A 25,260-nucleotide genomic window follows, 5' to 3' on the forward strand; every position below is an offset into this window, starting at 1 on the left:
CGACGCGATGGCCGCGGCTTCGGAGATAAAGGTACGCCAGCGCGTCGAGCTATCGGAGCGGACGACGAGATCCGAGAATTACGCCGAAGCGGCCGCCTGCGACTTCTTCTGGGTGATGTAGCCGGCGATGCGGTTGCGGACGCCCTTCGACTCGACGGTCGTCAGCGCGGAGACGCTCTCCTTGTTCGTCTCGAAGTCGGTGTTGAACGACTGGGGATACCGCTCCAAGAGGACGTTCGCGAGCTGTTTGATGTACTTGGGCTTGATGGCCATACCGAGCGATACCGGCGGGCCGAACTAAAAGGGTTCGTTCCCGCGCGAGCGGCTGTACGGAGGGATCGCGCCGCCGTAGTTCCGAAACGGGTCACCGAGAGTCGCCCGAATCGTCGACGACCGCGTCCACGTCGAGCCCGCGTTCCGCCGCGAGCGCCCGCCAGTCGGTCGCCTCGTCGATCCGCGCGAACGCCTCCCGCTCGGCCGGACCGCCGCACCGGGCGACGACGTCGGCGAAGTACCGCAGCCGGCCGAGCAGTTCGTCCGCGTCGTACCCGGGGACGTCGAGCCGCGAGGCGGCCACGGTGGCGTCGACGACCGCGCCGAACCCCCGGTTGACGGTGGGTACCCGCTCGGAGACGACCGCGCTCTCGACCGCCTCGAGCGCCCACGTCCGGACGGTGGCGTCTCCCCTCTCCTCGCTCGCGACCTCCGTCACGCGCACTTCGACCCAGGCGTCGGCGTTGGGCAGGACGGGATCGGGCTCCTCGCGAACGGCCAGCGCCGCGTCGACGAACTCCCGGGGATCGACCGTGAACTGGACCACGCCGCCGCCGCGCTCGGTGAAGTTCCGCCAGGTCCGGGTCCGGCCGAAGGTCCGGGCGGTGACGGGTTCGTCGGGTTCGTCGGGCGCGTGGATCCCGAGCGCGGCGACGTTCCACAGGTCGTTCGGACCGAGGGTCGAGACGACGGACTCCGTGACTCCACGGAGGTCGACCGGCCAGCCATCGGGGCTCACGGCTTCACCCCGTGGTCGTCCCTCGCTTCTCCCGATCCGTTCGCGTCTGCCCCGCGCCGCAACGCGACGTACAGCGCAGCACAGGTGAGGTCCGCCGTCGTTCCCGGATTGATCCCGCGCTCGTGAAACGACGTCGCCAGCCCCTCGACCGCGTCGAGGTCGATCGCGTGGACCGCGTCGGCGTCGGGTGCGGGATCGCCGTCCGAGACGATCGCACGCGCCTCGGCGCTCGCCTCGCGCGCGACCGTCGGACCGTGAGCCGTCGCGACGAGGGTGTCGGGCTCCGTCGCGAGCAGGCCGAGGAAGGCCCTGGCGGCCCGGTCGGAGAGCGGTCCCTCGTCCGTGAGTACCCACTCGGCGGCGCGGAACGTCCGCGGAAAGCCCTCGATCCACTCCTGCGCGTTGCGGTCGGGGACCCGTTCGTCGCTGTCGTCGTTGCTTCCGCCGTCGCCCCCATCATTCTCGCCGCCGTCCCCGACGCTCGCGGACGTGGCCATCACGTCACGGAGCGTGACCCCGCGCTCGCGAAGGGCGGGTTCGGCGTCGGCCCCGCGGCGCACGTCGAGGTCGGTCGCGTCCTCGGGCGGGTCACCGACCGCGACGTCCACGTGCTCGAACGCCCGGTAGAAGTCGACCGCGTCGTCGACGGTGGCCTCTCGCGTCACTCGGTCGAGTCCGGCCGGCGAGAGGTCACCGTTTCGGGTCGCTCGGAGGAGCGGGACGAGGAGCAGGAGACAGCCGAACTGCGTGTTCGTTCCGGCCCGGTCGGCCATCCCGGCGACCGCGCGCTCGAAGGCGTGCCCGACCGCCGCGCCGCGGGCCGCGCGTTCGAGCCCCTCGCGAGCCCCGACCGCGCCGCCGAGGAACGACTCGAACCGGAGGTCCGCGAGGTCGCGACGGCGGTCGACGTTCCCCGGCTTCGGCGTCCCCGCGACCTCGAGGAGGAGCGCGAGGATGGCGTCGTCCGCGGGAGCGCCCGTCGTCACGGCGAGATCTCCCGGTCCGATTCGTCGGGCCGAGCGATCAGGTCCCCGTCACGCCAGTCCACGACCGCGTCCGCGACCCGCGAGAGGACCCGTGGGTCGTCGCTCGGCCGACCGACGCTCACCGCGTCGGCTCCGTACGCAGCGTACTCCTGGACCGTCTCGCGGCCTCTGACGCCGTTGTTGGCGACGACCGTCGGGGCGGCCGCCGGATCCGCGTCCGAACCGGCGGAGCGTATCGATTCCGCGACCTCCGCGACTTCCGCGACGACCGCCTCCGAGTCCATCGCGTCGACGTGGATCCAGTCCGCGCCCGCCTCGGCGACCGCGCGGGCGACCGCGACGAGGTCGACCCCTTCGACCTCCGCGCGGACCTTCACGCCCGTGGTCGCCCCTGTTTCGGCCGCGGCCGCGACGTACTCGGCGAGTCGCTCGCGGTCCGCAAGCAGGGTCTCCCCGCAGCCGACCGCGCGGAGCTCCGGCTGCCGGCAGTGGGCGTTGATCTCACAGCCCGCTCCGTGCTTGGCACAGACCGCGGCCGCCTCGCGGACCGGGTCGACGGTCGCGCTCCGGACGTTGACCGCGGGCCGGACCGGGGCATCCGCGAGCGCCCGCAACTGTCGGTCGATCCACGCGACGGGGTCCTCGGGCAGGAACTCGGAGCGCCCGCGCGCGACGAGATCGCTGGCTGCCTCGCGGCTGGCCGGGTCGAGCGCGATCCCGCCCAGCACCGCGCAGTCGACGTGGGCGGCGGCCGCCCGTGCCCACGCCGCGTCCGACTTGCCGCTGAGGCTCGCGGCGACGAGGAACGGGTCGGCATCGGAGCCCGCCAGCGGGGACGCCGGAGCCGGCGACGTGGCGGTCACGATACCGCCTCCAGCGCCTCCAGCGCCCGGTCGCACGCGAGAGCGACGCGCTCGGCGTCGTCCGCGTCGTCGATCCGGGTGTCGGTTCGCTCGACGTGACGCGCCGGATCGATCGAGCCGGTCGAGTCGGCCGGGTCGGCCGGGTCGGTCGGGTCATCGTCGTCGAGGACGAACGCGTCCGCGAACGGGTAGGCGTCGACGACCCCTGCGGTCGAGGGATCGAGCCCGACGCCCGCCATCAGCTCGGCGGCGGGCCCGGAGAACACCTCGTCGCCGACGAACGGCGAGACCGCGACCACGGACGTCGCCTCCAGGGCCGCCTCGATCCCGGGCACCGCGAGCATCGGGCCGATGCTCGTCACCGGGTTCGAGGGGCCGATCACGACGGGGTCCGCGAGCGCCTCCCGGACCGCATTGGTCGGCTCGGCCGCGTCCGCGCCGCGGAACTCCACGTCGTCGACCGCCGGCTCGCCGCGGCGGGCGACCCAGTACTCCTGGAAGTGGAGCGTCTCGCCAGCGGTCGTGTGGACCAGCGTCGCGACCGGGTCGTCGGACATCGGCAGCAGGTCGACCTCGAGGCCGAAGGCGTCCGCGAGGGTCCCGATGACCTCGGTGAGGGTGTGGCCCTCGTCGAGGAGGCCGGTCCGCGTGAGGTGGACCGCGCGGTCGCGGTCGCCGATCTCCATGAACTCCGCGACGCCGGAGAAGCGCCGCCACCGGGCGATCTCCCGGCCCGCGGTCTGGGCGTCGTCGTCGAGGTAGCGCGGGCCGGACTCGAGCCCGGCCGCCTCCGCGAGCCGGTCGAGCTCGTCGTGGGTCGCGGTGGTGTCGCCGTCGATCCCCCACCAGCGCTCGCGGTCGAGGACGTCGCCGCCCGCGAACAGCACGGTGTCGACGTCGGGACAGACGAGGTGGCCGCCGAGTTCGACGTCGTCGCCCGTGTTGGCGACGACCGCCACGTCGTCGAGGTCCCAGACGGAGCCCGCGCCCTCGAGCAGTTTCGGCGTTCCCGTGCCGCCGGCGAGGAACGTGACCATACGCCCGCAAGGCGGGGGGCGGATTTGTATCCTCGGCTCCGCGACGACGGCGGTGACGACGACGGGATCAGACGACACGATCGGACGTCGGCGCGCGCCTCCTCGCGCCCGACGGGCGCGAGGAATCCGCGCGAGGGAGGGCGAGGCGACCCGCCGACGTGTCCGGCGGATCACCGAGGCCGAGGCTGGGGAGGCGTGAGGTGCGGGGCCGTGTGGTGCGGGGTGGGGCTTTTCCGGTGTTCCCCGCGCTAGCAACCGCGTATGGTCGATCGGCTGGGAATCTCCCGGTGGCCACTGCGCCAACGGCGTCGATCGCTCACACCGATCCCACGCTCGCTAGACCGGATCTCGCTCGCCGATCGTAGTCGGGGTCCAGCCGCTCACTCGCTCGAAGCGACGCTCGTCTGCATCCCGGCGGAGTTGAACGCGCTGCCGACCTCGTCGTCGCCGAGGACGATGACCCCCGCCTCCGCGCCGGTCACGTCGTCGAACTCCGCGATCGCTCGCTCCGCGGCGGTCCCGGCGTCGACGCCCTCCTCCAGCAGTTCGACCGCCCGGCGCGTCAGGGTGACGCGCGTGATGTCCTCGCCGGCTCCCGTCGCGCTCGCGCCGCCCGCCTCGGTACAGAAGAAGCCCGACCCGACCTGCGGGACGTCGCCGACGCGGCCCGCGAGCGCGAACGAGCGCCCGCCGGTCGAGGTCGCCGCCGCGAACGTCTCGCCGTCGGACGCGACCGCGCCGACGGTGTCGTGGTCGGGCGCGCCGCGTTTCGACTCCCCGTCCCCCGTCCCGCCCACCTGATCCGCGCCCGAGGCGAACCGGGTCTCCAGCCAGTCGAGGTGCTCGCTCGGGGAGCCGTCCGGCGGGGACTCCGCCTCGTAGCGCTCGCGCGTCTCGTCGGTCAGGAGGTCGACGCCGGTCTCGACGCCGAAGTCCGCGGCGAGGTCGACCGCGTGCTCGCCGGAGACGAGGACGTGCGGGGTCTCCTCCATCACGACCCGGGCGGCCGAGACCGCGTGTTCGACGCCCGGCATCGAGCAGACCGCGCCGACGGCGCGGTCCGAGGTCATCAGGCCCGCGTCCGTGCGAACGACGCCATCGGACTGGACCGCGCCGCCGACGCCCGCGTTGAACCGGGGGCTCGACTCGAGGACGCGGACCCCCGCCTCGACCGCGTCGAGGGGCGTGGACGCGGCCGCGCCCGCCTCGGCCGCCTCGTCGAGGACCGCCTGTCTGGGTTCGGGTTCGTCGGGAACGCCGCCCGCACCGCCGTGAAGTATCACGCGCATGGTCGCCCCCTCCGCGGGCGACGGCATAAGGCTCCGGGAAGCGGCGGGGTGGACGGGGACGCGGGGACGGGCGAACCCGGACGCGACCGACGCCCGGTTTTTGTACCCTGCCGTCGAACCGCCGGTGTGACCGACCCGCCGCCGACCTCCGTGCTCCTCCCGACCGTTCGCTGGACCGACGCCTGCGAGGAGGTCGCCGCGATGCTGGCCGAGGACGACGAACTCCTCGTGATCGCGGACGACGCCGACGACCCGGTCGCCGATCGACGAGGCGAGACGCCCGAGGGGGTTCGGGTCGTGCTCGCCGGCGAGCCCGATGGCTGTTCGGGGAAGGCGAACGCGATCGCCGCGGGGATGGCCGCCGCCGAGGGCGACCGGATCGTCTGGACCGACGACGACTTCCGTCACCCGCCGGGGTGGCTCGCCGACCTCCACGCCGACTACGAGCGGCAGGGACCGACGACGGAGCTCCCGGTCTTCGTCGGCCGCGATCCGCTCGGGACCCTGCTCGAGCCCGCCTACCTCATCGGCGGCACCCTCGCGGTCGCCGCCGGCGGGATCGCGTGGGGCGGCGCGGTCGTCTTCGAGCGCGCCGACCTCGACGAGGCCGCCTTCATCGCCGACCTCCGGCGGACCGTCAGCGACGACGGAACCCTCTCGGAGCACCTCGAGGTGACGCCGGTGAAACGGACGCGGGTCGTGCCAGCCGGCGGGTCGATCCGAGCGTCGCTGGAGCGGTTCGTCCGGTTCCTGTGGATCGTGCGGTACCACGCACCTCGTGCGAGCGCGGTCAACGTCGCGCTCGCGGTCGCGTTCTCGACGCTGTGTCTCGCGGCGCCGGTCCTCGGGATCGGGTTCGTGACCCTGCTCTCCGGGGCGACGTACGCCTGGGCGGGACTCCGCCGACCGACGTTCCTGCTCGCGGGTCCGGCCGCGATCGCGATGCCGGCAATGATGGCGTACGCGTTCGCTCGCCGGACGTTCACGTGGGGCGGCCGTCGATACCGATGGGTGCGGAAGGACGACGTTCGAGTGCTCTCCGAGTGACCTCGTCGCGGAGGCTCGGTCGCGCGGAAAGCGGCAGGCACTTTACGGCGGTCTGAGAACCCCCGACCGACATGAGCTACGAGAAGATCGAAGTTCCCGACGACGGGGAGCGTATCACTCTCGCCGACGAGGAGACGGGCGAACTGAACGTCCCCGAGAACCCCATCATCCCGATCCTTCACGGGGACGGCATCGGAACCGACGTCGGCCCGGCCGCCCAGCAGGTGCTCGACGCCGCCGCCGAGGCGACCGGCCGCTCCATCGCGTGGATGCGGGTGTACGGCGGCGAGAGCGCCCGCGAGAAGTACGACGAGAACCTCCCCGAGGACACCGTGAACGCGATCCGCGAGTTCCGCGTCGCGATCAAGGGCCCGATGACGACGCCCGTCGGCTCCGGGTTCCGTTCGCTGAACGTCGCGCTCCGTCAGACGCTCGACCTGTACGCGAACGTCCGACCGACCTACCACCTCGACGGCGTCCCGTCGCCCGTGAAGAACCCCGAGGCGATGGACATGATCACCTTCCGGGAGAACACCGAGGACGTGTACGCCGGCATCGAGTGGGAGGCCGGCACCGACGAGGTCGAGCAGGTCCGCGACTTCCTGGAAGACGACATGGGCGTCGAGGACGTGCTCCACGACGGTCCCATCGGGATCGGCGTGAAGCCCATCTCCGAGTTCGCCTCCAAGCGCCTGATCCGCGAGGCGCTCGACTACGCGCTCGCGAACGACCGTGACTCCGTCACGCTCGTCCACAAGGGGAACATCATGAAGTTCACCGAGGCGCAGTTCCGCGACTGGGGCTACGAGGTCGTCGAGGAGGAGTACGGCGACGAGTTCATCACCGAGGACGAGCTCTGGGAGGAGTACGACGGCGAGCAGCCCGAGGACACGGTCGTCGTCAAGGACCGCATCGCGGACAACATGCTCCAGCAGCTTCTCACCCGGACGAGCGACTACTCCGTCATCGCGACGATGAACCTCAACGGCGACTACATGTCCGACGCCGCCGGCGCGCAGATCGGCGGCCTCGGCATCGCGCCCGGCGTCAACTACGGTCACGGCCGCGCGCTCGCCGAGCCCGTCCACGGCTCCGCGCCCAAGTACGCCGGCGAGGACAAGGTCAACCCGACCGCGATGATCCTCTCCGGCCGCGAGATGCTCGATTACCTCGGCTGGTCGGACGCCGCCGACCTCGTCCGTGACGCCGTCGAGGAGACCATCTCCTCCGGCAAGGTCACCTACGACCTCCACCGGCAGATCGAGGGCGGCGAGAAGCTCGCCACGAGCGAGTTCGCCGACGCCGTCGTCGAGAACATCGAAAAGCTCGCCTAGGCGAGCTTTTCGAGCGCCCGGAAATCAGAGATTTCCGGGAACATCGAGAAGCTGTCGTAGACCGCTTCTCCGGTTCCCGGACCCCGAGTATCAATGTGGAGAATCGATCACCGTATTTTAAATACGAATAGTGCCTAACTCGGTCAATGAAAGTCCAGTTCGAGTGCTCGTGTTCCGAGGAGATCTCCGAGTTCACTCGAGGACAGGCGAGCCGGGGGGTCCACGTCGAATGCGGCAACTGCGGGGCGGTGTACGCGGTCACCATCACCGAACTCGAGTGAGGGAACCGGAGCGAGGAGGTATCGGAACGAGGACGCGGCCGGGAGCTACCGATCCGTCGGCTTCTCCGCCGGCTGGAACCGAAGCCGAACGGTGGTCCCGTCGTCGGTGGCGTCGAATCGCACGGTACCGCCCTGGAGCTCGCACATCCACTTGACGAGCCACAGCCCGATGCTGCTGGCGTGTGAAAGCGGGGTCTCCTCCTCGGCCCGGAGCACCGCCCGCTCGTCCTCGGGGATCCCCGGACCGTTGTCGTGGACCTCGAGGCAGGTCGTCGTCCCGTTCGTCTCGACCCGTGCGAGGACCTCCCGACCCGGTTCGTCGTTGTGGGCGATCGCGTTCTCGAACACCTCCCGGACCGGGTAGCTCACCGATTCGTCCGCGTGTATCCACGCGCGCTCCGGGAGGTCGAGGGAGAACTCCACGTCCGTCCGTTCGTCGTCCAACTCCTCGATCGCCTCGCGTACCACCGTCGTGAGGTCGACGCGGTCATCGACGGGGCCGGGCGAGGCGTCCTCGATGACCCGGAGCTTCTCGCTTATCTCGACCATGTCCTCCGTGGTCTCGCGGATCGTCGCCAGACACTCGCGACTGCGCTCGTCGTCCAGCCGACGTTCGAGCAGGTCCGCGTACCCCTGAACGACGTTGAGGTCGTTCCGGACGTTGTGTCTGAACACCCGGCTCAACACCTGGAGCTGCTGGTTCGAGGTCTCCAACTCCTCGCGGGCGACGACGGTCCGACGGGAGTGGTGTCTCACCGCCCCGTAGACGAAGAGCGAGGAGACCGCGACGAGCGCCAACCCGCCCGCGAGCCGGATGGGCGAGAACGGGGCGGCGGAGCCGGAGACCGCCCCGACCGCGACGTCGATCGCGACCACACACCCCGCGCCGAGGAGGAGGTACAGGCCGGCGACGGCGCGGGGCGACCGATCGAACAGCCGATCCGGATCTGATTTCATTTATATATCACTTAAGCCCAACGTATATCGTCCGTAACTAACGGCTCGATCCGACGTGTATTAAGTGTTCACCGTCATCGAACGAGGCGGCAAAACGGACGACCGAGCGTCCGATATTCGTCCCCTCGGTCGATGCGGCTCGAACTCCGGGACGGTCGCGACCGGTCACCAATCCGCACAGTCGGCACAGACGAGATCGCCCTCGTCGTGCCAGCGCCGCGAGACCGTCGCCCCACAGCGGTCGCAGTCGGCACCGTCCGTCGTCCACGTCGACGTCGACTCGGCGGGATCCACGTCGGCGGGGTCGGTCGGGGCGGGGTCGGTGGCGGTGGCGTCAGCCTCTGCGGGGTCGTCGTCGACGGAGTCGGCTTCGGTTGGATCGGTCCCTGCCGAGCCGCTCCCGGCGGTCTCCTCCTCGTCGCTTCCGGTCGACGCGAAGTCGTCGAGCGATCGGTCCTCGGACATTCACGCCTCCCGTCGGAGCCTGGCGACGACGAACTCGCGTTCCAGTTCGCCGAGGAACTCCCCGAGTCGGGGACCCTGCGGCTGGTCGAAGAAGAGGCGGTACCCCGCCTCGAAGAAGTCGGCGACCTCGATCCCGTGGTCGCGAGCGGTCTCGTACATCTCCGCCTGGATCGCCTCCCCGTCGTGACCGGCGGCGACGAACTCCGCGAGGTCGTCGAGCGCCGCGGCCACGTCCCCGTCGAACGCGACGTCCGGAAGCGCCGTCTGGAGCCGGTAGTTGTACTCGTTGTCGGTGCGCTCGGCCCACGTCCGCGCCCGCTCGACGCGCGCGAGCGCCTCCCGAACCGCCCACTCCGGAGTGTCGTCGTCGACGTGCCCCTCGTCGCGCGCGAGCTGCTCGCGCAACTCCCGGTCCTCGACCATGCCGAGGACGGCGGCGAAGGTGTACGGGAACCGGACCCGGTCGGCGGGGTCGGCGTCGGCCGGGCGGTCGATCCCGGGCGACCCGCCGACCACGAACGGGTACGCCCGCTCGGCGAACCGGGTCAGCTCCTCGTCGTCGACCTCGCCGAAGTACGCCTCCTCGAAGCGGTCGAAGCGGTCGACGAGTTGATCGATCCGTTCGAGGTCGAGGTCGCGCGCCTTCTTCGGGTGGAGCGCGAAGAAGTACCGCACCACCTCGGGCTCGAGTATCTCGAGCAGTTCGGGCACGGTGACGACGTTGCCCGCCGACGAGGAGAGCGCCTCCCCGCCGAGCGTGAACCACTCGTACACCATCGGCACCGGCGGCTCGATCCCGAAGACGGTCCGGGCGAGGTCGACGCCGGAGGGCCACGAACCCTCGGCGTGGTCCTTGCCGAACGGCTCGAAGTCGACGTCGAGGACGTCCCACTGGGCGGGCCACTCCAGCCGCCACGGGAGCTTCCCCTCCCGGAAGGTGGCGGTCCCCTCGTGACCGCAGCCCTCGATGACGTCGTCGCCGACCTCGAGGTCCGTACACGCGTACTCGACCGTGCCCGCCTCCAGGTCGACGGCCGTCACCGTCTCGGTGACCTTCCCGCACTCCGCACAGACCGGGTTGAACGGGACGTACTCGTCGTCGACCTTGTCCTGGTACTTGCCGAGCGTCTCGCGGACGCCCTCGAGGTCCGAGAGGACGGTCCGGACGGCGTCCTCGAAGGTCCCGTCCGCGTACAGCTCCGTGTTCGAGACCATCTCGACGGGGACGCCGAGGCGCTCGGCGTCGGCCTCGAGCAGCGCCGCGAAGTGCGCCGCGTACGACTCGCGCTCGCCGAATGGGTCCGGGATCGCGGTGTACGGCTTCCCGAGGTTGCGGCCGAGCGCGCCCGCGTCGACGTCGCCGAGCCCGACGATCTCCCCGTCGGCGTTCGCCAGCTTCCGCGGGAGCTTCCGGAGCGGGTCCCTGTCGTCGGAGGTGAACAGCTGGCGGACCTCGTGGCCGCGGTCGCGGAGCACCTCGGCGACGAAGTAGCCGCGCATGACCTCGTTGACGTTGCCGACGTGGGCGACGCCGGAGGGGGAGACGCCCCCCTTGATCACGATCGGGTCGTCGGGGTCGCGCGCCTCGATCTCGTCGGCGACCACGTCCGCCCAGAAGGCGTGAAACGCGTCGTCCCCCGAGGTCCCGTCCTCGGCTCCCCTCGCCTGCTCCGAGAGGATGTGCGGGGAGTCGTCGCAGTCGGGGCGGGCCCGAGCGTCGCCGTCCCGCGAGGCCTCGTCGGTCATCGCTCCGCTCCCCACCCCGCCGGTTCGGTGCTCCCCTCGGGGATCACGTTCGTCCCGGTGTGCTCGCCGTGGAGGACCGCGTCGACGACCGCGTCCGGGTCGGTGCCGTCGAGGACGACGGAGCGGATCCCGGCGCGGTCGATCAGCTTCGCCGCGAGCAGGTCGACGGGCGCGGACGAGCCGGCGTTCCGGCTCATCGGGAGCACCACGTCGACCAGCTCGGCGGGCGACAGCGACTCGAACCGGGTCGCGTCGTCGTGGCTGTTGGGGTCGACGTCGTAGACGCCGTCGGCGCTCGTCGCGAACACGAGCAGGTCGGCGTCGACGGACTCCGCGAGCGCGACCGCGACCGCGTCGGTCGTCTGTCCGGGCGTTATCCCGCCCATCACGGGGACCTCGCCCCGCCGGAACGCGGCGGCCGCCTCGTCGTACCCCGTCGCCGGCGTGGGCGCGGCCGCGTCGCCGAGCGCGGCGATGAGGAGGCGGGCGTTGAGCCGCGTGGTACCGATCCCCAACTCGTCGAGCTCGACCTCGTTGCCGCCGAGCTCGCGGGCGGTCGTGATGTACTCGCGGGCGACCCCCCCGCCGCCGACGACGGCGGCCATCTCACACCCCTCCGCCGTCAGCCGCTCGACCGCGTCGGCGTAGGCGGCGACACGTTCGGGATCGAGCTCCGGCGCGAGCACGCTCCCGCCGATGGAAACGACGACTCTCATTGCGGCGAGGTAGCCGTGTCGCCGGCTTAAGGATTGTCAAGCGGGGACGGCGACGGAGGCCCCAGCGAACGGGTTTTTCATGGAAAACAGTTTAGAACCGTCCGGGAGTCCTCCCGGCATGAAGGTCCACGTCGGGTCGGCGGCGACGGCCGAGGAGGCCGAGGCGATCGCCCGGTCGCTGGCGGCGCACCTCGGCGTCGGCGTCGACGTCCACGTCGGGGACGGAGACGACCCCGTCGCGAGCGCCGACCCCCCGGAGACGGCCTACCCGCTCGAGGACGACCTCGGACCCACCGACCGCGAGCGGGACCTCCGAGCGGAGATCGAGGACATCCGGGAGGGCGGCCCCGAGAAGTACCGCGAGCGCCTCGCCGAGCAGGGGAAGCTGTTCGTGCGCGACCGGCTCGACCTCTGGTTCGGCGGCGAGGGCGGCGCGGGCGACGCGAGCGCGTCCGACGGCGACCCGGCCGGCCTCCGCTTCGAGGACGGGACGTTCGCCGCGTTCGACGACTGGCACCCGAACGCGCCCGGCGGCACGGAAGACGAGGACGGGGATGAAGGAGGGGGCGACGGCGACCGCCTCCCCGCGGACGGGCTCATCACGGGGGGCGCCGAGTTCGAGGGCCGGGACGTCCACTTCATGGCCAACGACTTCACCGTGAAGGCGGGATCGATGGCGGCGAGGGGCGTCGAGAAGTTCCTCCGGATGCAACAACGCGCCTTGAAGACGGGCAACCCCGTGCTCTACCTGATGGACTCCTCGGGCGGGCGGATCGACCAGCAGTCCGGCTTCTTCGCCAACCGCGAGGGGATCGGGAAGTACTACTACAACCACTCGATGCTCTCGGGGGCAGTCCCGCAGGTCTGCGTGCTCTACGGCCCCTGTATCGCCGGAGCCGCCTACACGCCCGTCTTCGCCGACTTCACCGTGATGGTCGAGGACATGTCCGCGATGGCTATCGGCTCCCCGCGGATGGTGGAGATGGTCACCGGCGAGGAGATAGACCTGGAGGAGCTGGGCGGTCCCCGGATCCACGCCGAACACTCCGGCTCCGCGGACCTCGTCGCCCGCGACGAGGAGCACGCCCGCGAACTCGTCGCCGACCTGATCGGCTACCTCCCGGACCGCGCCGGCGAGAAACCGCCCGGATCCGAGACGAAGCCGCCGAAGTACTCCCCGGAGGGCATCGACGAGCTGATCCCCGAGTCGCCGAATCGTCCCTACGACGCGCGCGACCTGCTCGACCGGATCGCGGACGCGGAGTCGGTCTTCGAGCTGAAGGAGGGGTACGGACCCGAGATCGTCACCGCGTTCTGTCGGATCGACGGGCGTCCCGTCGGCGTGGTCGCCAACCAGCCGACGGAGCGGTCGGGCGCGATCTTCCCGGACGCCGCCGAGAAGGCCGCCGAGTTCGTCTGGACCTGCGACGCCTACGAGATCCCCCTGCTCTACCTCTGTGACACGCCCGGGTTCATGGCCGGGAGCCAGGTGGAGAAGGACGGGATCTTGGAGAAGGGCAAGAAGCTGATCTACGCCACGTCGTCGGCGACGGTCCCGAAACAGACGGTCGTCGTCCGGAAGGCGTACGGCGCGGGCATCTACGCGATGGGCGGGCCCGCCTACGACCCCGAGAGCACCATCGGACTTCCCTCCGGCGAGATCGCGATCATGGGGCCCGAGGCCGCGATCAACGCGGTGTACGCTCGGAAGCTCGCCGAGATCGACGACCCCGAGGAGCGGGCCGCGGAGGAGAAGCGCCTCCGCGAGGAGTACCGCGAGGAGATCGACGTCCACCGGATGGCGAGCGAGGTCGTCATCGACGAGATCGTCCCGCCCTCGGACCTCCGCGCCCAGCTGGCCGCCCGCTTCGACTTCTACGAGGACGTGAAGAAGGACCTCCCCGAGAAGAAACACGGGACTGTGCTATGATCGACGTCGGCGCGACCGCCCCGGACTTCGCCGCGCCGGCGGTCGCGGACGGGCGGGCGACCGAACTCGCGCTCTACCGGCTCGTGGAGTCGCATCGCGCGGTCGTCCTCTCGTTCGCGCCGGCGAACTTCGTCCCGACGAGCACGGCGGCGTTCGCCGCGGTCCGGGACGCCGGCTGGCACGACGGCGACGACCTGGCCGTCGTCGCGCTCACCGGCGACTCGCTGTACGCGGGGTTCGCGTACGTCGACCGCTTCGATCTCCCGTTTCCGGTCGTCTCGGACTTTCACGGCGGGGTCGCCGACTCCTACGACCTGCTCGCGGAGTCGTGGGAGGGCCACTCGGACATCCCGCGCCGGGCGACGGTCGTCCTCGACGACGAGTGGCGGGTCAGGTTCGCCGAGGCGACGACCGACGCGCTCGACCGCCCCGCGCCCGCGCCGGTCGAGAACGCGACCGCGACGCTGCGGGACCTCGGCGTCGACGTCGACCGCCCGCGAGTGAACTACGACGGGCCGTGGTGAACGACGACTCTTGGGAGATCGGCGATGTCCTCACATCGGTGATCGTCTTCGGCGCGCGCCGGTGAGCGCCCGACGGGCGCGAACCCGACCGCGCGAGGTCGCCGACGGCGGAGCCGCCGGCTGCCAGAGAATCTCCGATTCTCGCTGGAGTCAGTCGCCTCTGGCGACTGACGAGGTTGGGGAGGCGTGAGGTGCGGAGCCGTGCGCTTTCGGGTGGGACGCTGGAGTCGCTTCCGTCGTCCTCGGAGCAGAATCGGGACGGCCGTTATTTGTGTCTCGAGGGAGAGAGGCGGACGATGCCCTCCGTCCTCTCCGATATCGTGTTCAGCGAGCCGTCCGGTCGGACCAACGCGCTCGTCCAGTTCGCGGGAGCGATCACGTTCCTGGGACTGTACGCCTACTCCGGGGTCACCGGGAACGCCGGCTCGAGCGACTGGCTGCTCGTCATGGCTCTCGGAGCCACCGTGGCAGGGATCGCCGAATCCCTCCCGAACGACCGGTACCTCGCGGCCGGCGTGTTGCGGTTAACGGCGATCTTCGTACTGTCGTGTCTGCTCGTCGCCATCGTCTTCGCTCCGGAGTTCGTCGTCGGATAGCGTCGGCGAGTTTGGCTCCGTTGAAATCTCACTTTTCACATGTGATTTGGACTGAAACAGTCGATCGCTGAAGAGTGCTTGTAGGACGGGTGTTTCGATGGAGATCGGGATGATGAGAACGAGGTCGTTACCGGCACAGTGATCGCGACTTCAGAGAACACGTCCAAAGCCCCAGTCGCGAGGACTCGGGGGCCTCGCTGTGGTCCTCGTCGCTCACTATGTTCACTCCTGCGGTCCTTGCTTCGGCCGCCGTCGTCCTCGCGACTGCCCCTTTGAGTCCCACCCATACCGCACAGCCCCGTACCTCACACCTCCCCAGCCTCGCGGCTCGCGCTCTCCGAGCGCTCTCCGCGTCCCTCGCGGGCTCCTCGCGGCCTCCGGCCGCTCGGAGGCACGCCACCGCACCGCGAATCGGTCGTTCCTTCGCCTGTACTGACCATAGCCGGATTATGACATATCGTCTACGGAGGATTCCAACAGAGCCGCGAGTTGTATAATCGGTACTGCCGATCGAAAGCGGTCGATAGCGTCGAATCTCCCGGTGATCTCTCTCACCTCATTCACGGAAAGCACCGGCCGAGACTCCCGTGAACGAAGTGAACGGGAGTCAGGCCGGTGTACGACCGAAGGGAGTGCACCGGCCGAGATTTGAACTCAGAATCAGACGTGCTCGCTCACGGCTCGCTTCGCTCGCCAGTTCGCTGCGCGCGACTGATAGCGTTCAAATCACTCGGTGATTTCTCTCACTACGTTCGAGAAATGCACCGGCCGAGATTTGAACTCGGGTTGCAACCATGGCAAGGTTGCGTGATACCACTACACTACCGGTGCGTGCTTCGCAATAGACGGTCCGCCGGTGAGACACTTAAACCTGTCACATTCTCGGCTCCGTGAGAGAGACCGTCACCGACTCCGTCGAGAGGTCGTACAGGTTCATCTCCCGGCCCTTCTTCGAGTACCGAACCCCGACCGGCGCGAGGAGGTCGACGCGCTGGAGCCGGCGCAGGTGGTACGTGACCGCCTGAAGCGAGACGTCGAGGTCGTCGGCGATCTCGGAGGGCGTCGAGGGCGACTCGCGGACGATGGCGATCACCTCACGGGCGGTCTCCGAGGCCAGGACCTCGAGGAGGTCGTCGGAGCGGTCGAGCGGAACCGTCCGCCGGTCGCGGTCGGGATCGGACTCGCTCGGCGGCGGGGAGAGCCGTTCGAGCGTCATCGTCGAGCGTCCGCGACGTCTCGTCTGTGGGGCGATACGTCTCGATCGAGGACGTGGAGGGCGTCGACCGCGAGGATCGAAGCGTCGTCGAAGGGAGACCACTCGGTCGCGAGATCGTTCACTCTCGTTGAAACGAGCATCGGCTTTCGGAAGGGAGGGGTCGCGACCGGATAGGTATTATGTCGACATAAACGTCAACATCGACAGGATCAGCATAACAATCAATATTCATCGAACGTACTCGTGAAACATGGCCGATCTGGACGTTCCGAGGCGCATCCACATCGTACCGCTCGGGTACGAGGAGGACCGCATCGTGGAGCCGGTGATCGACGCCGACGCCGACGAGGCGCTCCTGCTCGAACCCGACCCCGACGACGAGGGGGTCGACCGACCCTCGTACCACGAGGACGTTCGGGAGCGACTCCGCGAGGCGGACGTTCGGACCGAGACGATCGAGTGTGACATCTTCAACCTCTACAGCTCGCTGGGGACGATCGCGGAGGTGTCGAACCGGTTCCGCGACCACAGCGTCTACGTCAACCTCGCGTCCGGGTCGAAGGTGACCGCGATCGGCGGGATGATCGCCTGTATGGTGACCGGGGCCGTGCCCTACTACGTGCGCGCGGAGACGTACGCGGGCGGGGAGGAACGCCCCGTCGCGTCGGGAGCGAAGCCCCCGGAGACGCTGCCGAAGTACCACATCGAGGAGCCGGAACGCGAGCACGTCGCGGTCCTCGACCACGTCGCCGACGCCCAGCCCGTCACGAAACGCGACCTCATCGAGTACGGGCGGCGCGAGGGGCTCCCGTTCGTCGAGCGCTACGAGACCGAGGGCGTCCAGAACCCCGAACGGGGGTACTACCGCCGGCTCAACACCCGGATCGTCGAGCCGCTCCGCGAACGGGGATTCATCGAGATCGAGAAGCACTCGAAGTACCAGTACGTCTCGCTCACGGAGAGCGGCGAGAACCACCTCCGGGCCTTCCGATACCTCCTCGCGGAGTGAGCGGATCACGACGACCCGTGTCGCGCGAGTCGTCATCGAGGTACCCTGGCGTCGCGGTGTCGTGCCGTGGCGTCGCGGTGTCGTGACGTTGCCGTCACTCCTATTCGTGCTCGACCCGAAGCGATACCATGGGGGTCCGTGCCACGCTCTCGGAGGCCCTCGACCGGCTCGAGCCGCCGGCGCGGGTCGTCGACTGGTCGCTTCTCGCCGTCGTCCTCGCGGAGACGGTCACGGGGCTCGTCTCGTTCACGGTCGGAACGCCCGAGGGCTGGCCGCTCTTCTGGCTCCACCGTTCGCTCGGGCTCGCGATCGTCGTCCTGCTCGGCTGGAAGCTGTCCCGAGTGGGACACCGGCTGCTCGACCGGAAGCTGTGGCAACGCTCGACCGCGCTGTCCGTCCTCACGCTCGTCGCCGCGGTGGGGACGGTCTCGACCGGGATGCTCTGGGTGATCGGGCTCGACGTCCGGCTCTCCTACTGGACGCTGTTGTCGATCCACGTCGGCTTCGGACTGGCGCTCCTCCCGCTCGTCGCCGTTCACGCCTCGACGCGGTTCCGGCCGCCGCGACGCGTCGACTTCGAGGGGCGGCGGACCGCGGTCCAGTACGGCCTTCTGTTGATCGCGGGCGCGGTGGCGTATCGCGTCCAGCAAGGGGTGAACGGCCTCCTCTCGACGCCCGGCGCGGACCGGCGGTTCACGGGGTCACAGCCACGGGAGGGCGAGGGGAACGGCGCGTTCCCCGTGACCTCCTGGGTCGCCGACGACCCGGACCCGATCGACCGGGAGCGCTACCGGCTCTCGGTGACCGGGCTCGTCGCGGAGTCGCGGGAGTTCGCCGTGGACGACGTCGAGAGGGTCGGCGGCGACGAGGCCTCGGTGCTGCTCGACTGTACGAGCGGCTGGTACACGGTTCAGGAGTGGAGCGGGGTCCGGGTCGGCGACCTGATCGAGGCGGCCGGCGGGGTGGAGGGAGAGGGCGGGATGGAGGGAGAGGGCGGGGCGGAGGGAGACGACGGAGTGGAGGGAGACGGCGAGGACGAACCGGCGTACGTCCGGTTCGTCTCCGTCACGGGGTACCGCTGGAGCCTTCCGATCGCGGAGGCCGAGGACGCTCTGCTCGCGACGCACGTCGGCGGCGATCGGCTGGCGCACGGTCACGGGGGGCCCGCCCGGCTCGTCGCGCCCGGTCGCCGGGGGTTCCAGTGGGTGAAGTGGGTGACCCGGGTCGAGGTCCGCTCGGAGCGCGATCCCGCACAGTGGGTCGTCACGCTGGTGAGCGGGTTCGATTCGGCCGGGAATCACTCCGGATCGTCCGGATAGGGCCGTGTGAACGCCCCACAGCCCGGAAACCGGACCGCTATCCTTTTAGTCCGTCGTCCGGAATCAGGAGTACAGTCTCGCCACGATGCGCACCGAAGACGGACTCACGATCTGTGTTCCGTCTTCGGTCGTCCGGGAAGCCGAGGACGATCGCGAGGCGACTCGCAAACTCGGCTACGTCGCCCGTGCGGCGGCGGTGTTCCGGGCGGACCGGCTCGTCGTCTTCCCCGACGGGGAGGGCGAACGGGACCGGGGCGGGGAGTACGTCCGTGCCGTGCTGGGGTACGCCGCGACGCCTCCGGAGCTCCGAAAGGACCTCTGGGGCGAACGCGAGGAACTCCGGTACGTCGGCGTGCTGCCGCCGCTTCGCGTGCCGTGGCGGACCGGCTCGCCCCCGAACGGGGGGGAGTCGACAACACAGGGACTCGTGACCGAGGTCGGACCTGAAGGCCGCGTCCGGGTCAATTCCCCGCTGGGGGAACACCCGATCTCCCTGCTCGTCCCCTCCGAGATGGAGGTCGAGCGGGGGGAGCGCGTCACCATCAGGGTCTCTTCGAGAGAACCGGTCCGCGCCCGCATCACCGGGAAGCCCGAGGTCGGCTTCCAGGTCGTGGGTGCGGACCTATCGGAAGCGCTCGCCGGCGACGGACTCGCCGTCGCCACGTCACGACACGGGGAGGAACTCTCCGTGTCGCGGCTCGGCGAACTCGTCGCCGACGCGCGGGAGGCCGACGGCTACACCGTCGCCTTCGGCGCGCCGGAACGGGGGCTTCCGGAGATGCTCGGGCTCTCGCCCGAGGACGTTCGGGCGGCCGTCGCCGACGGCCGCCGAGTCGAACCCGATCCGGGGTTCGACCTCTGGCTGAACACGATCCCGGCACAGGGCAGCGGGGTAGTCCGAACGGAGGAGGCTCTGTTCGCGACCCTCGGCTCGCTCACACTCACGGAGTAAACACATGCCACAACCAAGCCGACCACGAAAAGGCTCGCTGGGCTACGGCCCACGCACCCGCGCGGACAGCGAGGTACCGCGCATTCGCTCGTGGCCAGACGACGACGGGGCGCCCGCACTGCAGGGCTTCGCCGGCTACAAGGCCGGGATGACCCACGTCATGATGGTCAACGACGAGGCGGACTCGCCGCGTGAGGGGATGGAGGAGTCCGTCCCCGTCACGGTGGTGGAGACGCCGCCGATGCACGCCGTCGCCGTGCGAGCCTACGAGGAGACGCCGTACGGACAGAAGCCGGTTGCCGAGGTCTGGGCGACCGAGTTCCACGAGGAGCTCGACCGCGCGCTCGACCTGCCGGCGGAGGACACCTTCGAGGAGGACCGAGCGGAACTCGAGGAGCTGCTCGAGGACGACGTGATCGATGACGTCCGCGTCATCACCCACACGAACCCCTCGGAGCTCGCGAACGTGCCGAAGAAGGAGCCCGACGTGATGGAGACGCGCGTCGGCGGCGGCTCCCTCGAGGAGCGCGCCGACTTCGCGCTCGAGCTCGTCGAGGCGGGCGGCGCCCACGAGTTCGGCGACGTCTTCCGCGCCGGACAGTACACCGACGTCTCCGGCGTCACGAAGGGGAAGGGGACGCAGGGTCCCGTCAAGCGCTGGGGCGTACAGAAGCGGAAGGGCAAACACGCCCGCCAGGGATGGCGGCGTCGGATCGGCAACCTCGGTCCGTGGAACCCCTCCCGCGTGCGCTCCACCGTCCCCCAGCAGGGCCAGACCGGCTACCACCAGCGCACCGAGCTCAACAAGCGCCTCCTCGACTTCGGCGAGGGCGACGACGCCTCTGTCGACGGCGGCTTCGTCAACTACGGCGAGGTCGACGGCGAGTACGCGCTCATCAAGGGCTCGCTGCCGGGACCGGACAAGCGCCTGCTGCGGTTCCGCCCGGCCATCCGGCCGAACGACCAGCCGCGCCTCGACCCCGAGGTCCGGTACGTATCCACCGCATCCAACCAGGGATAATACATGAACACGACAGTACACGACCTGGACGGCGGGGACGCGGGCAGCGTCGAGCTGCCGGCGATCTTCGAGACCGCGTTCCGACCGGACCTCATCGGTCGGGCGGTCTCCGCCGCACAGGCTAACCGGAAACAGGCCTACGGGGCCGACGAGTTCGCCGGACTGCGAACCCCCGCGGAGTCGTTCGGCTCCGGGCGCGGGCTCGCTCACGTCCCGCGCTCCGAGAACGTCGCCCGCCGCGTCCCGCACGCGGTTTCGGGCCGCGCCGCGCACCCCCCGAAGGCCGAGAAGGACCAGACGAAGAAACTGAACGACAAGGAGCGCCAGCTCGCGGTTCGGTCGGCCATCGCGGCCACAGCCGACGCCGAGCTCGTCGCCGAGCGCGGTCACGCGTTCGACGACGACCTGGACCTCCCGCTCGTCGTGAGCGACGAGTTCGAGGACCTGAACAAGACCCAGGAGGCCCTGGGCGTCCTCGAGGCCCTCGGCGTCGACGCCGACGTCGAGCGCGCCGACGAGGGTCGCTCCGTCCGAGCCGGCCGCGGGAAGACCCGCGGTCGCAAGTACAGCCAGCCGAAGTCCGTGCTCGTCGTCACGAGCGAGGAGCCGTCGCGCGCCGCCCGCAACCTCGCGGGCGTCGACGTCGCGACCGCCGGCGAGGTCAACGCGGAGGACCTCGCGCCCGGCACGCACCCGGGTCGGCTCACGCTGTGGACCGAGTCGGCGATCGAGGAGGTGGCCGACCGATGAGCTCGCTCATCGAACACCCGCTCGTGACCGAGCAGGCGATGAACGAGATGGACTTCAAGAACAAGCTGCTGTTCTTGGTCGACATCGACGCGACCAAGCCGGAGATCCGCGACGAGGTCTCCGAGCGGTACGACGTCACCGTCACCGACGTGAACACGCAGGTGACGTCGAAGGGCAAGAAGAAGGCGACGGTCACGCTCTCCGAGGAGGACGACGCGACCGACGTCGCCTCCCGGATCGGGGTGTTCTGACGATGGGACGACGAATCCAAGGACAGCGGCGAGGACGCGGCGGCCCGACGTTCCGGGCCCCCTCCCACCGCTACAAGGCGGAACTGTCGCACAAGACGCTCGAGGACACCGACCTGATCACCGGCGAGATCGTCGGGATCGAACACGACCCGGCGCGTTCCGCGCCGCTCGCGGAGGTCGAGTTCGACGACGACGACCGGCGGCTCGTGCTCGCGCCGGAGGGCGTGCGCGTGGGCGAGACGATCCAGGTCGGCGTCTCGGCGGAGATCAAACCCGGGAACACGCTCCCGCTGGCGGAGATCCCCGAGGGGGTTCCCGTGTGTAACGTCGAGAGCAACCGGGGCGACGGCGGGAAGTTCGCCCGTGCCTCGGGCGTCTCGGCGACGCTTCTCACGCACGACCGCGACGTCGCGGTCGTCCAGCTTCCGAGCGGGGAAGTGAAACGGCTCGACCCGCAGTGTCGCGCCACGATCGGCGTGGTCGCGGGCGGCGGACGGACGGAGAAGCCCTTCGTCAAGGCCGGCAACAAGTACCACAAGATGCGGGCTCGCGGGACGAAGTACCCGCGCGTTCGCGGCGTCGCGATGAACGCCGTCGACCACCCCTTCGGCGGGGGCGGTCGCCAACACCCCGGTCAGCCGAAGTCGGTCTCGCGGGACGCCCCGCCGGGACGCAAGGTCGGGGACATCGCATCCAAACGGACCGGACGAGGTAGCAACAAATGAGTTCCGAATACCGCACCGGCCGCGAGGGCGAGGAGTTCGCCTACCGCGGTCACTCGCTCGACGAGCTGCAGGAGATGGACGTAGAGGAGGTCGCGGAACTGCTCCCCGCACGACTGCGGCGAAGCATCACGCGAGGGCTGAGCGTCGAGAAGGAGAAGCTTCTCGAGAAGGCTCGAAGCCGTGACAAGGAGACGACCGCCGACGACCCGATCCGGACGCATCTGCGCGACATGCCGATCCTTCCGGAGTTCGTCGGCGTCACGTTTTCCGTGTACAACGGACACAGCTTCGAGCGCGTCCAGGTCGAACCCGAGATGATCGGCCACTACCTGGGCGAGTTCCATCAGACCCGAAGCACCGTCGAACACGGTCAGGCCGGCATCGGCGCGACCCGGTCCTCGAAGTTCGTGCCCCTCAAGTAACCCATGGGAATCAACTACAGCGTCGAGGCCGACCCGGAGACCACCGCCAAGGGGATGCTCCGCGACCGGCCCATAAGCGTGAAGGACAGCAAGGAGATCTCCCGGGAGATCAAAGGCGAGACGGTCGCCGACGCCGAGGAGTTCCTCCGGGAAGTCGTCGACGAGGAGACCTCGGTGCCGATGCGCCAGCACAACGCCGGCGCGGGTCACCGTTCGGACATCGACGGCTGGGACGCGGGTCGGTACCCCGCGAAGGCCGCCAAGGACTTCCTGAAGCTCCTGGAGAACGTCAAGCACAACGCCGACGAGCAGGGGTTCGACGGCGACGAGATGGTGATCAAACACGTCGCGCCCCACAAGGTGGGCGAGCGACCCGGTCGGAACCCGCGTGCTGCGGGTGCGACCCAGTGGAACACCACGCTCGCGGACGTCGAACTGATCATCGAGGAGCCGGAGGCTGAGAACTAATGGCTGACGAACACCAATTCATCGAGGACGGCCTTCGCCGTTCACAGATCAACGAGTTCTTCGCGGACGAGCTCGGCCGAGCCGGCTACGGCGGCATGGACGTCGCCAAGACGCCGATGGGCACGCAGATCGTCCTGAAAGCGGAGAAGCCCGGCATGGTGATCGGGAAGGGCGGGAAGAACATCCGCAAGATCACCACCGAGCTCGAGGACCGCTTCGACATGGACGACCCGCAGATCGACGTTCAGGAGGTCGACGAGCCCGACCTGAACGCCCAGATCGTCGCGGACCGGCTCGCGAACGCCCTCGAACGGGGCTGGTACTTCCGGAAGGCGGGCCACACCACGATCGACCGGATCATGGACGCGGGCGCGCTCGGCGCCGAGATCGTCCTCTCCGGAAAGGTCACGGGCGCTCGCTCGCGCGTCGAGAAGTTCAACCGCGGCTACATCAAGCACAACGGCGAGCCCGCCCAGGAGGTCGTCGACCACGGCAAGGGCGTCGCGGTGATGAAGCTCGGCACCATCGGGGTCAACGTCAAGATCATCCCGCCGGGTGCGAAGCTTCCCGACGACTTCGACGTCCGCGAGGACGCCGAGGTTCCCGAGGTCGACCAGGCCGACGCGGCCGGCGACGAGGGCGTCGAGTCGCTCCTCGAGGAGGAGCCGGAGGAGGTCCCGGAGGCCGGGGCCGACGACGCCGTCGACGTGCCGGACGACGACCCGGCGGACGTCATCGACGAGGAGATCGTCGAGGAGGTCGTCGAGGAGACGGGCGAGACCGCGACGGAGGCGACGGATGCCCCCGCGGAGGAGCCGGTCGAGACCGGCGACGTCGACGAGGAACCGGACGAGCTCGAGGACCTCGACGAGGAGATCGAGTCCGAGGCGGCCGACCTGGTCGCCGAGATGGAAGAAGCCGACGAGGAAGCCGAGGAGGACGAGTAACATGGCGATCCTCTACACCGACGAGATCCGCGACATGACCGCTGCCGAGCGGGAGGTCGAGCTCGAGGAGCTCGAGACCGAGCTGCTCAACACGAAGGCACAACAGGCGGCCGGCGGGATGCCCGAGAGCCCCGGCCGGGTGAACGAGCTGAAGAAGACGATCGCCCGGATCAAGACGATCCAGGCGGAAGAAGGCGACTTCGACGACGAATAACATGATCTCCCCCGAAACGCTCGTACGGCACGAACTCGTCGGCCTCCCGGTTCGGGTGGCCGACGCCGACGGCGACGCCCATGTCGGGATCGCCGGTCGAGTGCTGTACGAGACGGAACGCACCCTCGTGGTGCGGACCGGATCGGGGGACAAACGCGTGCCCAAGTCGGGCACGACGTTGGAGTTCGCGGTCGTCGAGGAGGCGACCGCACGCACAGATGAAGCCGCCGATGACGGCCAGTCGTCGGGGTCCGCGTCCCAACTCGGGTCGGATACTGCGGGGGTCCGCCCCTGTCAGTCCGGCCCGTCCGCGGCCGGTGTATCGAACACCGACGCGGCGAGCCGGCGAGGCGAGTGCAAAGACGCGGTCTACGTAACGGTGGATGGCACGCGGTTGCGGGACCGGCCCGCCGAACGCACCGAACGAGGTGTCACACAATGGCGATAGGAATCGACGTACCCATGCCTCCGGAGCCAGACGACCCGGAGGATTACGACTACGAGAAGTGCCCGTTCTACGGGCAGCTTTCCGTCCGCGGCCAGCTCCGAGAGGGGACGGTCGTGTCGACGGATATGGAAAAGACCGTCATCGTCGAGCGAGAGTACGACGTGTTCGTGCCGAAATACGATCGGTACATGAAGCGTCGCTCGCGCATCCCGGCACACGTGCCGGGCGTGCTCGAGCCGCTCGAGGAAGGTGACGAAGTGACGATCGCGGAGACGCGGCCGCTCTCGAAGACGAAATCACACGTCGTCGTCGAGAACCTGTCGGGTGATCAGTGATGGAGGCGCTCAAAGCCGACGTCACGCAGGGGCTCTCGAAGGGCTCTCTCATCACGTGTGCCGACAACACCGGCGCGCGTGAGCTGAAGGTGATCTCCGTCGCCGGCTACTCCGGCACGAAGAACCGCCACCCGAAGGCAGGTATCGGCGACAAGGTGACCGTCTCGGTCACGAAGGGGACGCCCGAGATGCGGCGGCAGGTGCTGGAGGCGGTCGTCGTCCGCCAGCGCAAGTCGATCCGCCGTCCCGACGGCACGCGCGTGAAGTTCGAGGACAACGCGGCCGTGATCATCGACGACCTCGACGAGCCGCGGGGCACGGAGATCAAAGGCCCCGTCGCCCGCGAGGTCGCCGAGCGCTACGGGAGCATCGCGTCCACCGCGACGATGATCGTGTAACC

At 69.6% G+C, this 25,260-nt stretch carries 31 protein-coding genes and 1 tRNA gene; 20 read left to right on the plus strand and 12 right to left on the minus strand.

Annotated features, from left to right (window positions below; all coding sequences use genetic code 11):
- Positions 1–78: 78 nt before the first annotated feature.
- From F3H10_RS11955 to F3H10_RS11980, 6 genes are all read right to left on the minus strand, one after another.
- Positions 79–273, minus strand: a complete 195-nt coding sequence (locus F3H10_RS11955) for a 30S ribosomal protein S17e (protein ID WP_149785000.1) — start codon at positions 271–273, stop codon at positions 79–81.
- Positions 274–364: 91 nt separating this feature from the next.
- Positions 365–1,012, minus strand: coding sequence for a DUF447 domain-containing protein (locus F3H10_RS11960; RefSeq protein ID WP_321167756.1), 648 nt, complete (start codon positions 1,010–1,012; stop codon positions 365–367).
- Positions 1,009–1,998, minus strand: a complete 990-nt coding sequence (locus F3H10_RS11965) for a triphosphoribosyl-dephospho-CoA synthase (RefSeq protein WP_223174305.1) — start codon at positions 1,996–1,998, stop codon at positions 1,009–1,011. The genes F3H10_RS11960 and F3H10_RS11965 overlap by 4 nt, the downstream gene beginning before the upstream one ends.
- Entirely contained in the window at positions 1,995–2,861 is an 867-nt protein-coding gene (locus F3H10_RS11970) for a tRNA-dihydrouridine synthase (RefSeq protein WP_223174306.1), read from the minus strand. The genes F3H10_RS11965 and F3H10_RS11970 overlap by 4 nt, the downstream gene beginning before the upstream one ends.
- Positions 2,858–3,898 carry a 2-phospho-L-lactate transferase gene (gene cofD, locus F3H10_RS11975; protein WP_149785002.1) on the minus strand — a complete coding sequence of 347 codons (1,041 nt, stop codon included), beginning with the start codon at positions 3,896–3,898 and terminating at the stop codon, positions 2,858–2,860. The genes F3H10_RS11970 and cofD overlap by 4 nt, the downstream gene beginning before the upstream one ends.
- A gap of 380 nt (positions 3,899–4,278) precedes the next feature.
- A complete protein-coding gene (locus F3H10_RS11980; RefSeq protein ID WP_149785003.1) occupies positions 4,279–5,187 on the minus strand; it encodes an isoaspartyl peptidase/L-asparaginase in 909 nt (302 codons plus the stop codon).
- Positions 5,188–5,313: 126 nt separating this feature from the next.
- Between F3H10_RS11980 and F3H10_RS11985 the strand changes: the two genes are divergently transcribed.
- The 3 genes from F3H10_RS11985 (at position 5,314) to F3H10_RS16460 (ending at position 7,849) form a co-directional block, all read left to right on the plus strand.
- Entirely contained in the window at positions 5,314–6,234 is a 921-nt protein-coding gene (locus tag F3H10_RS11985; protein WP_223174307.1) for a glycosyltransferase, read from the plus strand.
- Positions 6,235–6,305: 71 nt separating this feature from the next.
- On the plus strand, positions 6,306–7,568 hold the full coding sequence (gene icd / locus F3H10_RS11990) for an isocitrate dehydrogenase (NADP(+)) (RefSeq protein ID WP_149785004.1): 1,263 nt from the start codon (positions 6,306–6,308) through the stop codon (positions 7,566–7,568).
- Positions 7,569–7,714: 146 nt separating this feature from the next.
- Positions 7,715–7,849, plus strand: coding sequence for a hypothetical protein (locus F3H10_RS16460; protein WP_262488571.1), 135 nt, complete (start codon positions 7,715–7,717; stop codon positions 7,847–7,849).
- 45 nt (positions 7,850–7,894) lie between these two features.
- On the opposite strand, the gene F3H10_RS11995 is transcribed toward F3H10_RS16460, so the two are convergent.
- The 4 genes from F3H10_RS11995 to pyrH form a co-directional block, all read right to left on the minus strand.
- A complete protein-coding gene (locus F3H10_RS11995) occupies positions 7,895–8,806 on the minus strand; it encodes a sensor histidine kinase (RefSeq protein ID WP_149785005.1) in 912 nt (303 codons plus the stop codon).
- A 165-nt stretch (positions 8,807–8,971) separates the two neighbouring features.
- On the minus strand, positions 8,972–9,271 hold the full coding sequence (locus F3H10_RS12000) for a DUF7573 domain-containing protein (protein ID WP_149785006.1): 300 nt from the start codon (positions 9,269–9,271) through the stop codon (positions 8,972–8,974).
- On the minus strand, positions 9,272–11,017 hold the full coding sequence (gene lysS, locus F3H10_RS12005) for a lysine--tRNA ligase (protein ID WP_149785007.1): 1,746 nt from the start codon (positions 11,015–11,017) through the stop codon (positions 9,272–9,274).
- Complete coding sequence (pyrH, locus tag F3H10_RS12010) at positions 11,014–11,733, minus strand: UMP kinase (RefSeq protein WP_149785008.1); 720 nt, start codon at positions 11,731–11,733, stop codon at positions 11,014–11,016. The genes lysS and pyrH overlap by 4 nt, the downstream gene beginning before the upstream one ends.
- A gap of 118 nt (positions 11,734–11,851) precedes the next feature.
- On the opposite strand from pyrH, the gene F3H10_RS12015 reads away from it, so the two are divergent.
- From F3H10_RS12015 to F3H10_RS12025, 3 genes are all read left to right on the plus strand, one after another.
- Positions 11,852–13,663 carry an acyl-CoA carboxylase subunit beta gene (locus F3H10_RS12015; protein WP_149785009.1) on the plus strand — a complete coding sequence of 604 codons (1,812 nt, stop codon included), beginning with the start codon at positions 11,852–11,854 and terminating at the stop codon, positions 13,661–13,663.
- Complete coding sequence (locus tag F3H10_RS12020; RefSeq protein WP_149785010.1) at positions 13,660–14,187, plus strand: redoxin domain-containing protein; 528 nt, start codon at positions 13,660–13,662, stop codon at positions 14,185–14,187. Before F3H10_RS12015 ends, F3H10_RS12020 begins: the two co-directional genes overlap by 4 nt.
- A gap of 296 nt (positions 14,188–14,483) precedes the next feature.
- A complete protein-coding gene (locus tag F3H10_RS12025; protein ID WP_149785011.1) occupies positions 14,484–14,783 on the plus strand; it encodes a hypothetical protein in 300 nt (99 codons plus the stop codon).
- A 760-nt stretch (positions 14,784–15,543) separates the two neighbouring features.
- Here F3H10_RS12025 and F3H10_RS12030 read toward each other — a convergent pair.
- Positions 15,544–15,614 (minus strand) — tRNA-Gly (locus F3H10_RS12030).
- Between the two features lie 43 nt (positions 15,615–15,657).
- A complete protein-coding gene (locus F3H10_RS12035; protein WP_149785012.1) occupies positions 15,658–15,999 on the minus strand; it encodes an ArsR/SmtB family transcription factor in 342 nt (113 codons plus the stop codon).
- Positions 16,000–16,249: 250 nt separating this feature from the next.
- Here F3H10_RS12035 and F3H10_RS12040 point away from each other — a divergent pair, with 250 nt between their 5' ends.
- From F3H10_RS12040 to F3H10_RS12105, 14 genes are all read left to right on the plus strand, one after another.
- A complete protein-coding gene (locus tag F3H10_RS12040; RefSeq protein WP_149785013.1) occupies positions 16,250–17,008 on the plus strand; it encodes an HFX_2341 family transcriptional regulator domain-containing protein in 759 nt (252 codons plus the stop codon).
- Between the two features lie 128 nt (positions 17,009–17,136).
- Positions 17,137–18,327: a molybdopterin-dependent oxidoreductase gene (locus F3H10_RS12045; protein WP_149785014.1), complete on the plus strand. Its 1,191-nt coding sequence runs from the start codon at positions 17,137–17,139 to the stop codon at positions 18,325–18,327.
- An 85-nt stretch (positions 18,328–18,412) separates the two neighbouring features.
- Positions 18,413–19,279, plus strand: coding sequence for a putative RNA uridine N3 methyltransferase (locus F3H10_RS12050; RefSeq protein ID WP_149785015.1), 867 nt, complete (start codon positions 18,413–18,415; stop codon positions 19,277–19,279).
- A 4-nt stretch (positions 19,280–19,283) separates the two neighbouring features.
- Positions 19,284–20,300: a 50S ribosomal protein L3 gene (locus F3H10_RS12055; RefSeq protein ID WP_149785016.1), complete on the plus strand. Its 1,017-nt coding sequence runs from the start codon at positions 19,284–19,286 to the stop codon at positions 20,298–20,300.
- A 3-nt stretch (positions 20,301–20,303) separates the two neighbouring features.
- Complete coding sequence (rpl4p, locus tag F3H10_RS12060; protein ID WP_149785017.1) at positions 20,304–21,050, plus strand: 50S ribosomal protein L4; 747 nt, start codon at positions 20,304–20,306, stop codon at positions 21,048–21,050.
- A complete protein-coding gene (locus F3H10_RS12065; RefSeq protein WP_149785018.1) occupies positions 21,047–21,301 on the plus strand; it encodes a 50S ribosomal protein L23 in 255 nt (84 codons plus the stop codon). The genes rpl4p and F3H10_RS12065 overlap by 4 nt, the downstream gene beginning before the upstream one ends.
- A 2-nt stretch (positions 21,302–21,303) precedes the next feature.
- Positions 21,304–22,026 carry a 50S ribosomal protein L2 gene (locus tag F3H10_RS12070; protein WP_112077512.1) on the plus strand — a complete coding sequence of 241 codons (723 nt, stop codon included), beginning with the start codon at positions 21,304–21,306 and terminating at the stop codon, positions 22,024–22,026.
- Positions 22,023–22,448 carry a 30S ribosomal protein S19 gene (locus F3H10_RS12075; RefSeq protein ID WP_142987156.1) on the plus strand — a complete coding sequence of 142 codons (426 nt, stop codon included), beginning with the start codon at positions 22,023–22,025 and terminating at the stop codon, positions 22,446–22,448. Before F3H10_RS12070 ends, F3H10_RS12075 begins: the two co-directional genes overlap by 4 nt.
- 3 nt (positions 22,449–22,451) lie before the next feature.
- Positions 22,452–22,916, plus strand: coding sequence for a 50S ribosomal protein L22 (locus F3H10_RS12080; protein WP_149785019.1), 465 nt, complete (start codon positions 22,452–22,454; stop codon positions 22,914–22,916).
- Complete coding sequence (locus F3H10_RS12085) at positions 22,916–23,863, plus strand: 30S ribosomal protein S3 (protein ID WP_149785020.1); 948 nt, start codon at positions 22,916–22,918, stop codon at positions 23,861–23,863. Before F3H10_RS12080 ends, F3H10_RS12085 begins: the two co-directional genes overlap by 1 nt.
- A gap of 1 nt (position 23,864) precedes the next feature.
- On the plus strand, positions 23,865–24,077 hold the full coding sequence (rpmC, locus tag F3H10_RS12090; RefSeq protein WP_066413526.1) for a 50S ribosomal protein L29: 213 nt from the start codon (positions 23,865–23,867) through the stop codon (positions 24,075–24,077).
- Between the two features lies 1 nt (position 24,078).
- Positions 24,079–24,525, plus strand: a complete 447-nt coding sequence (locus tag F3H10_RS12095) for a ribonuclease P protein component 1 (RefSeq protein WP_149785021.1) — start codon at positions 24,079–24,081, stop codon at positions 24,523–24,525.
- Positions 24,516–24,860 (plus strand): 30S ribosomal protein S17, encoded by a 345-nt coding sequence (locus F3H10_RS12100; RefSeq protein WP_149785022.1) that lies wholly within the window; start codon positions 24,516–24,518, stop codon positions 24,858–24,860. Before F3H10_RS12095 ends, F3H10_RS12100 begins: the two co-directional genes overlap by 10 nt.
- Positions 24,860–25,258 (plus strand): 50S ribosomal protein L14, encoded by a 399-nt coding sequence (locus tag F3H10_RS12105; RefSeq protein ID WP_122106333.1) that lies wholly within the window; start codon positions 24,860–24,862, stop codon positions 25,256–25,258. Before F3H10_RS12100 ends, F3H10_RS12105 begins: the two co-directional genes overlap by 1 nt.
- Positions 25,259–25,260: the final 2 nt, after the last annotated feature.

This window comes from Halorubrum aquaticum (assembly GCF_900113615.1).
Classification (GTDB): domain Archaea; phylum Halobacteriota; class Halobacteria; order Halobacteriales; family Haloferacaceae; genus Halorubrum; species Halorubrum aquaticum.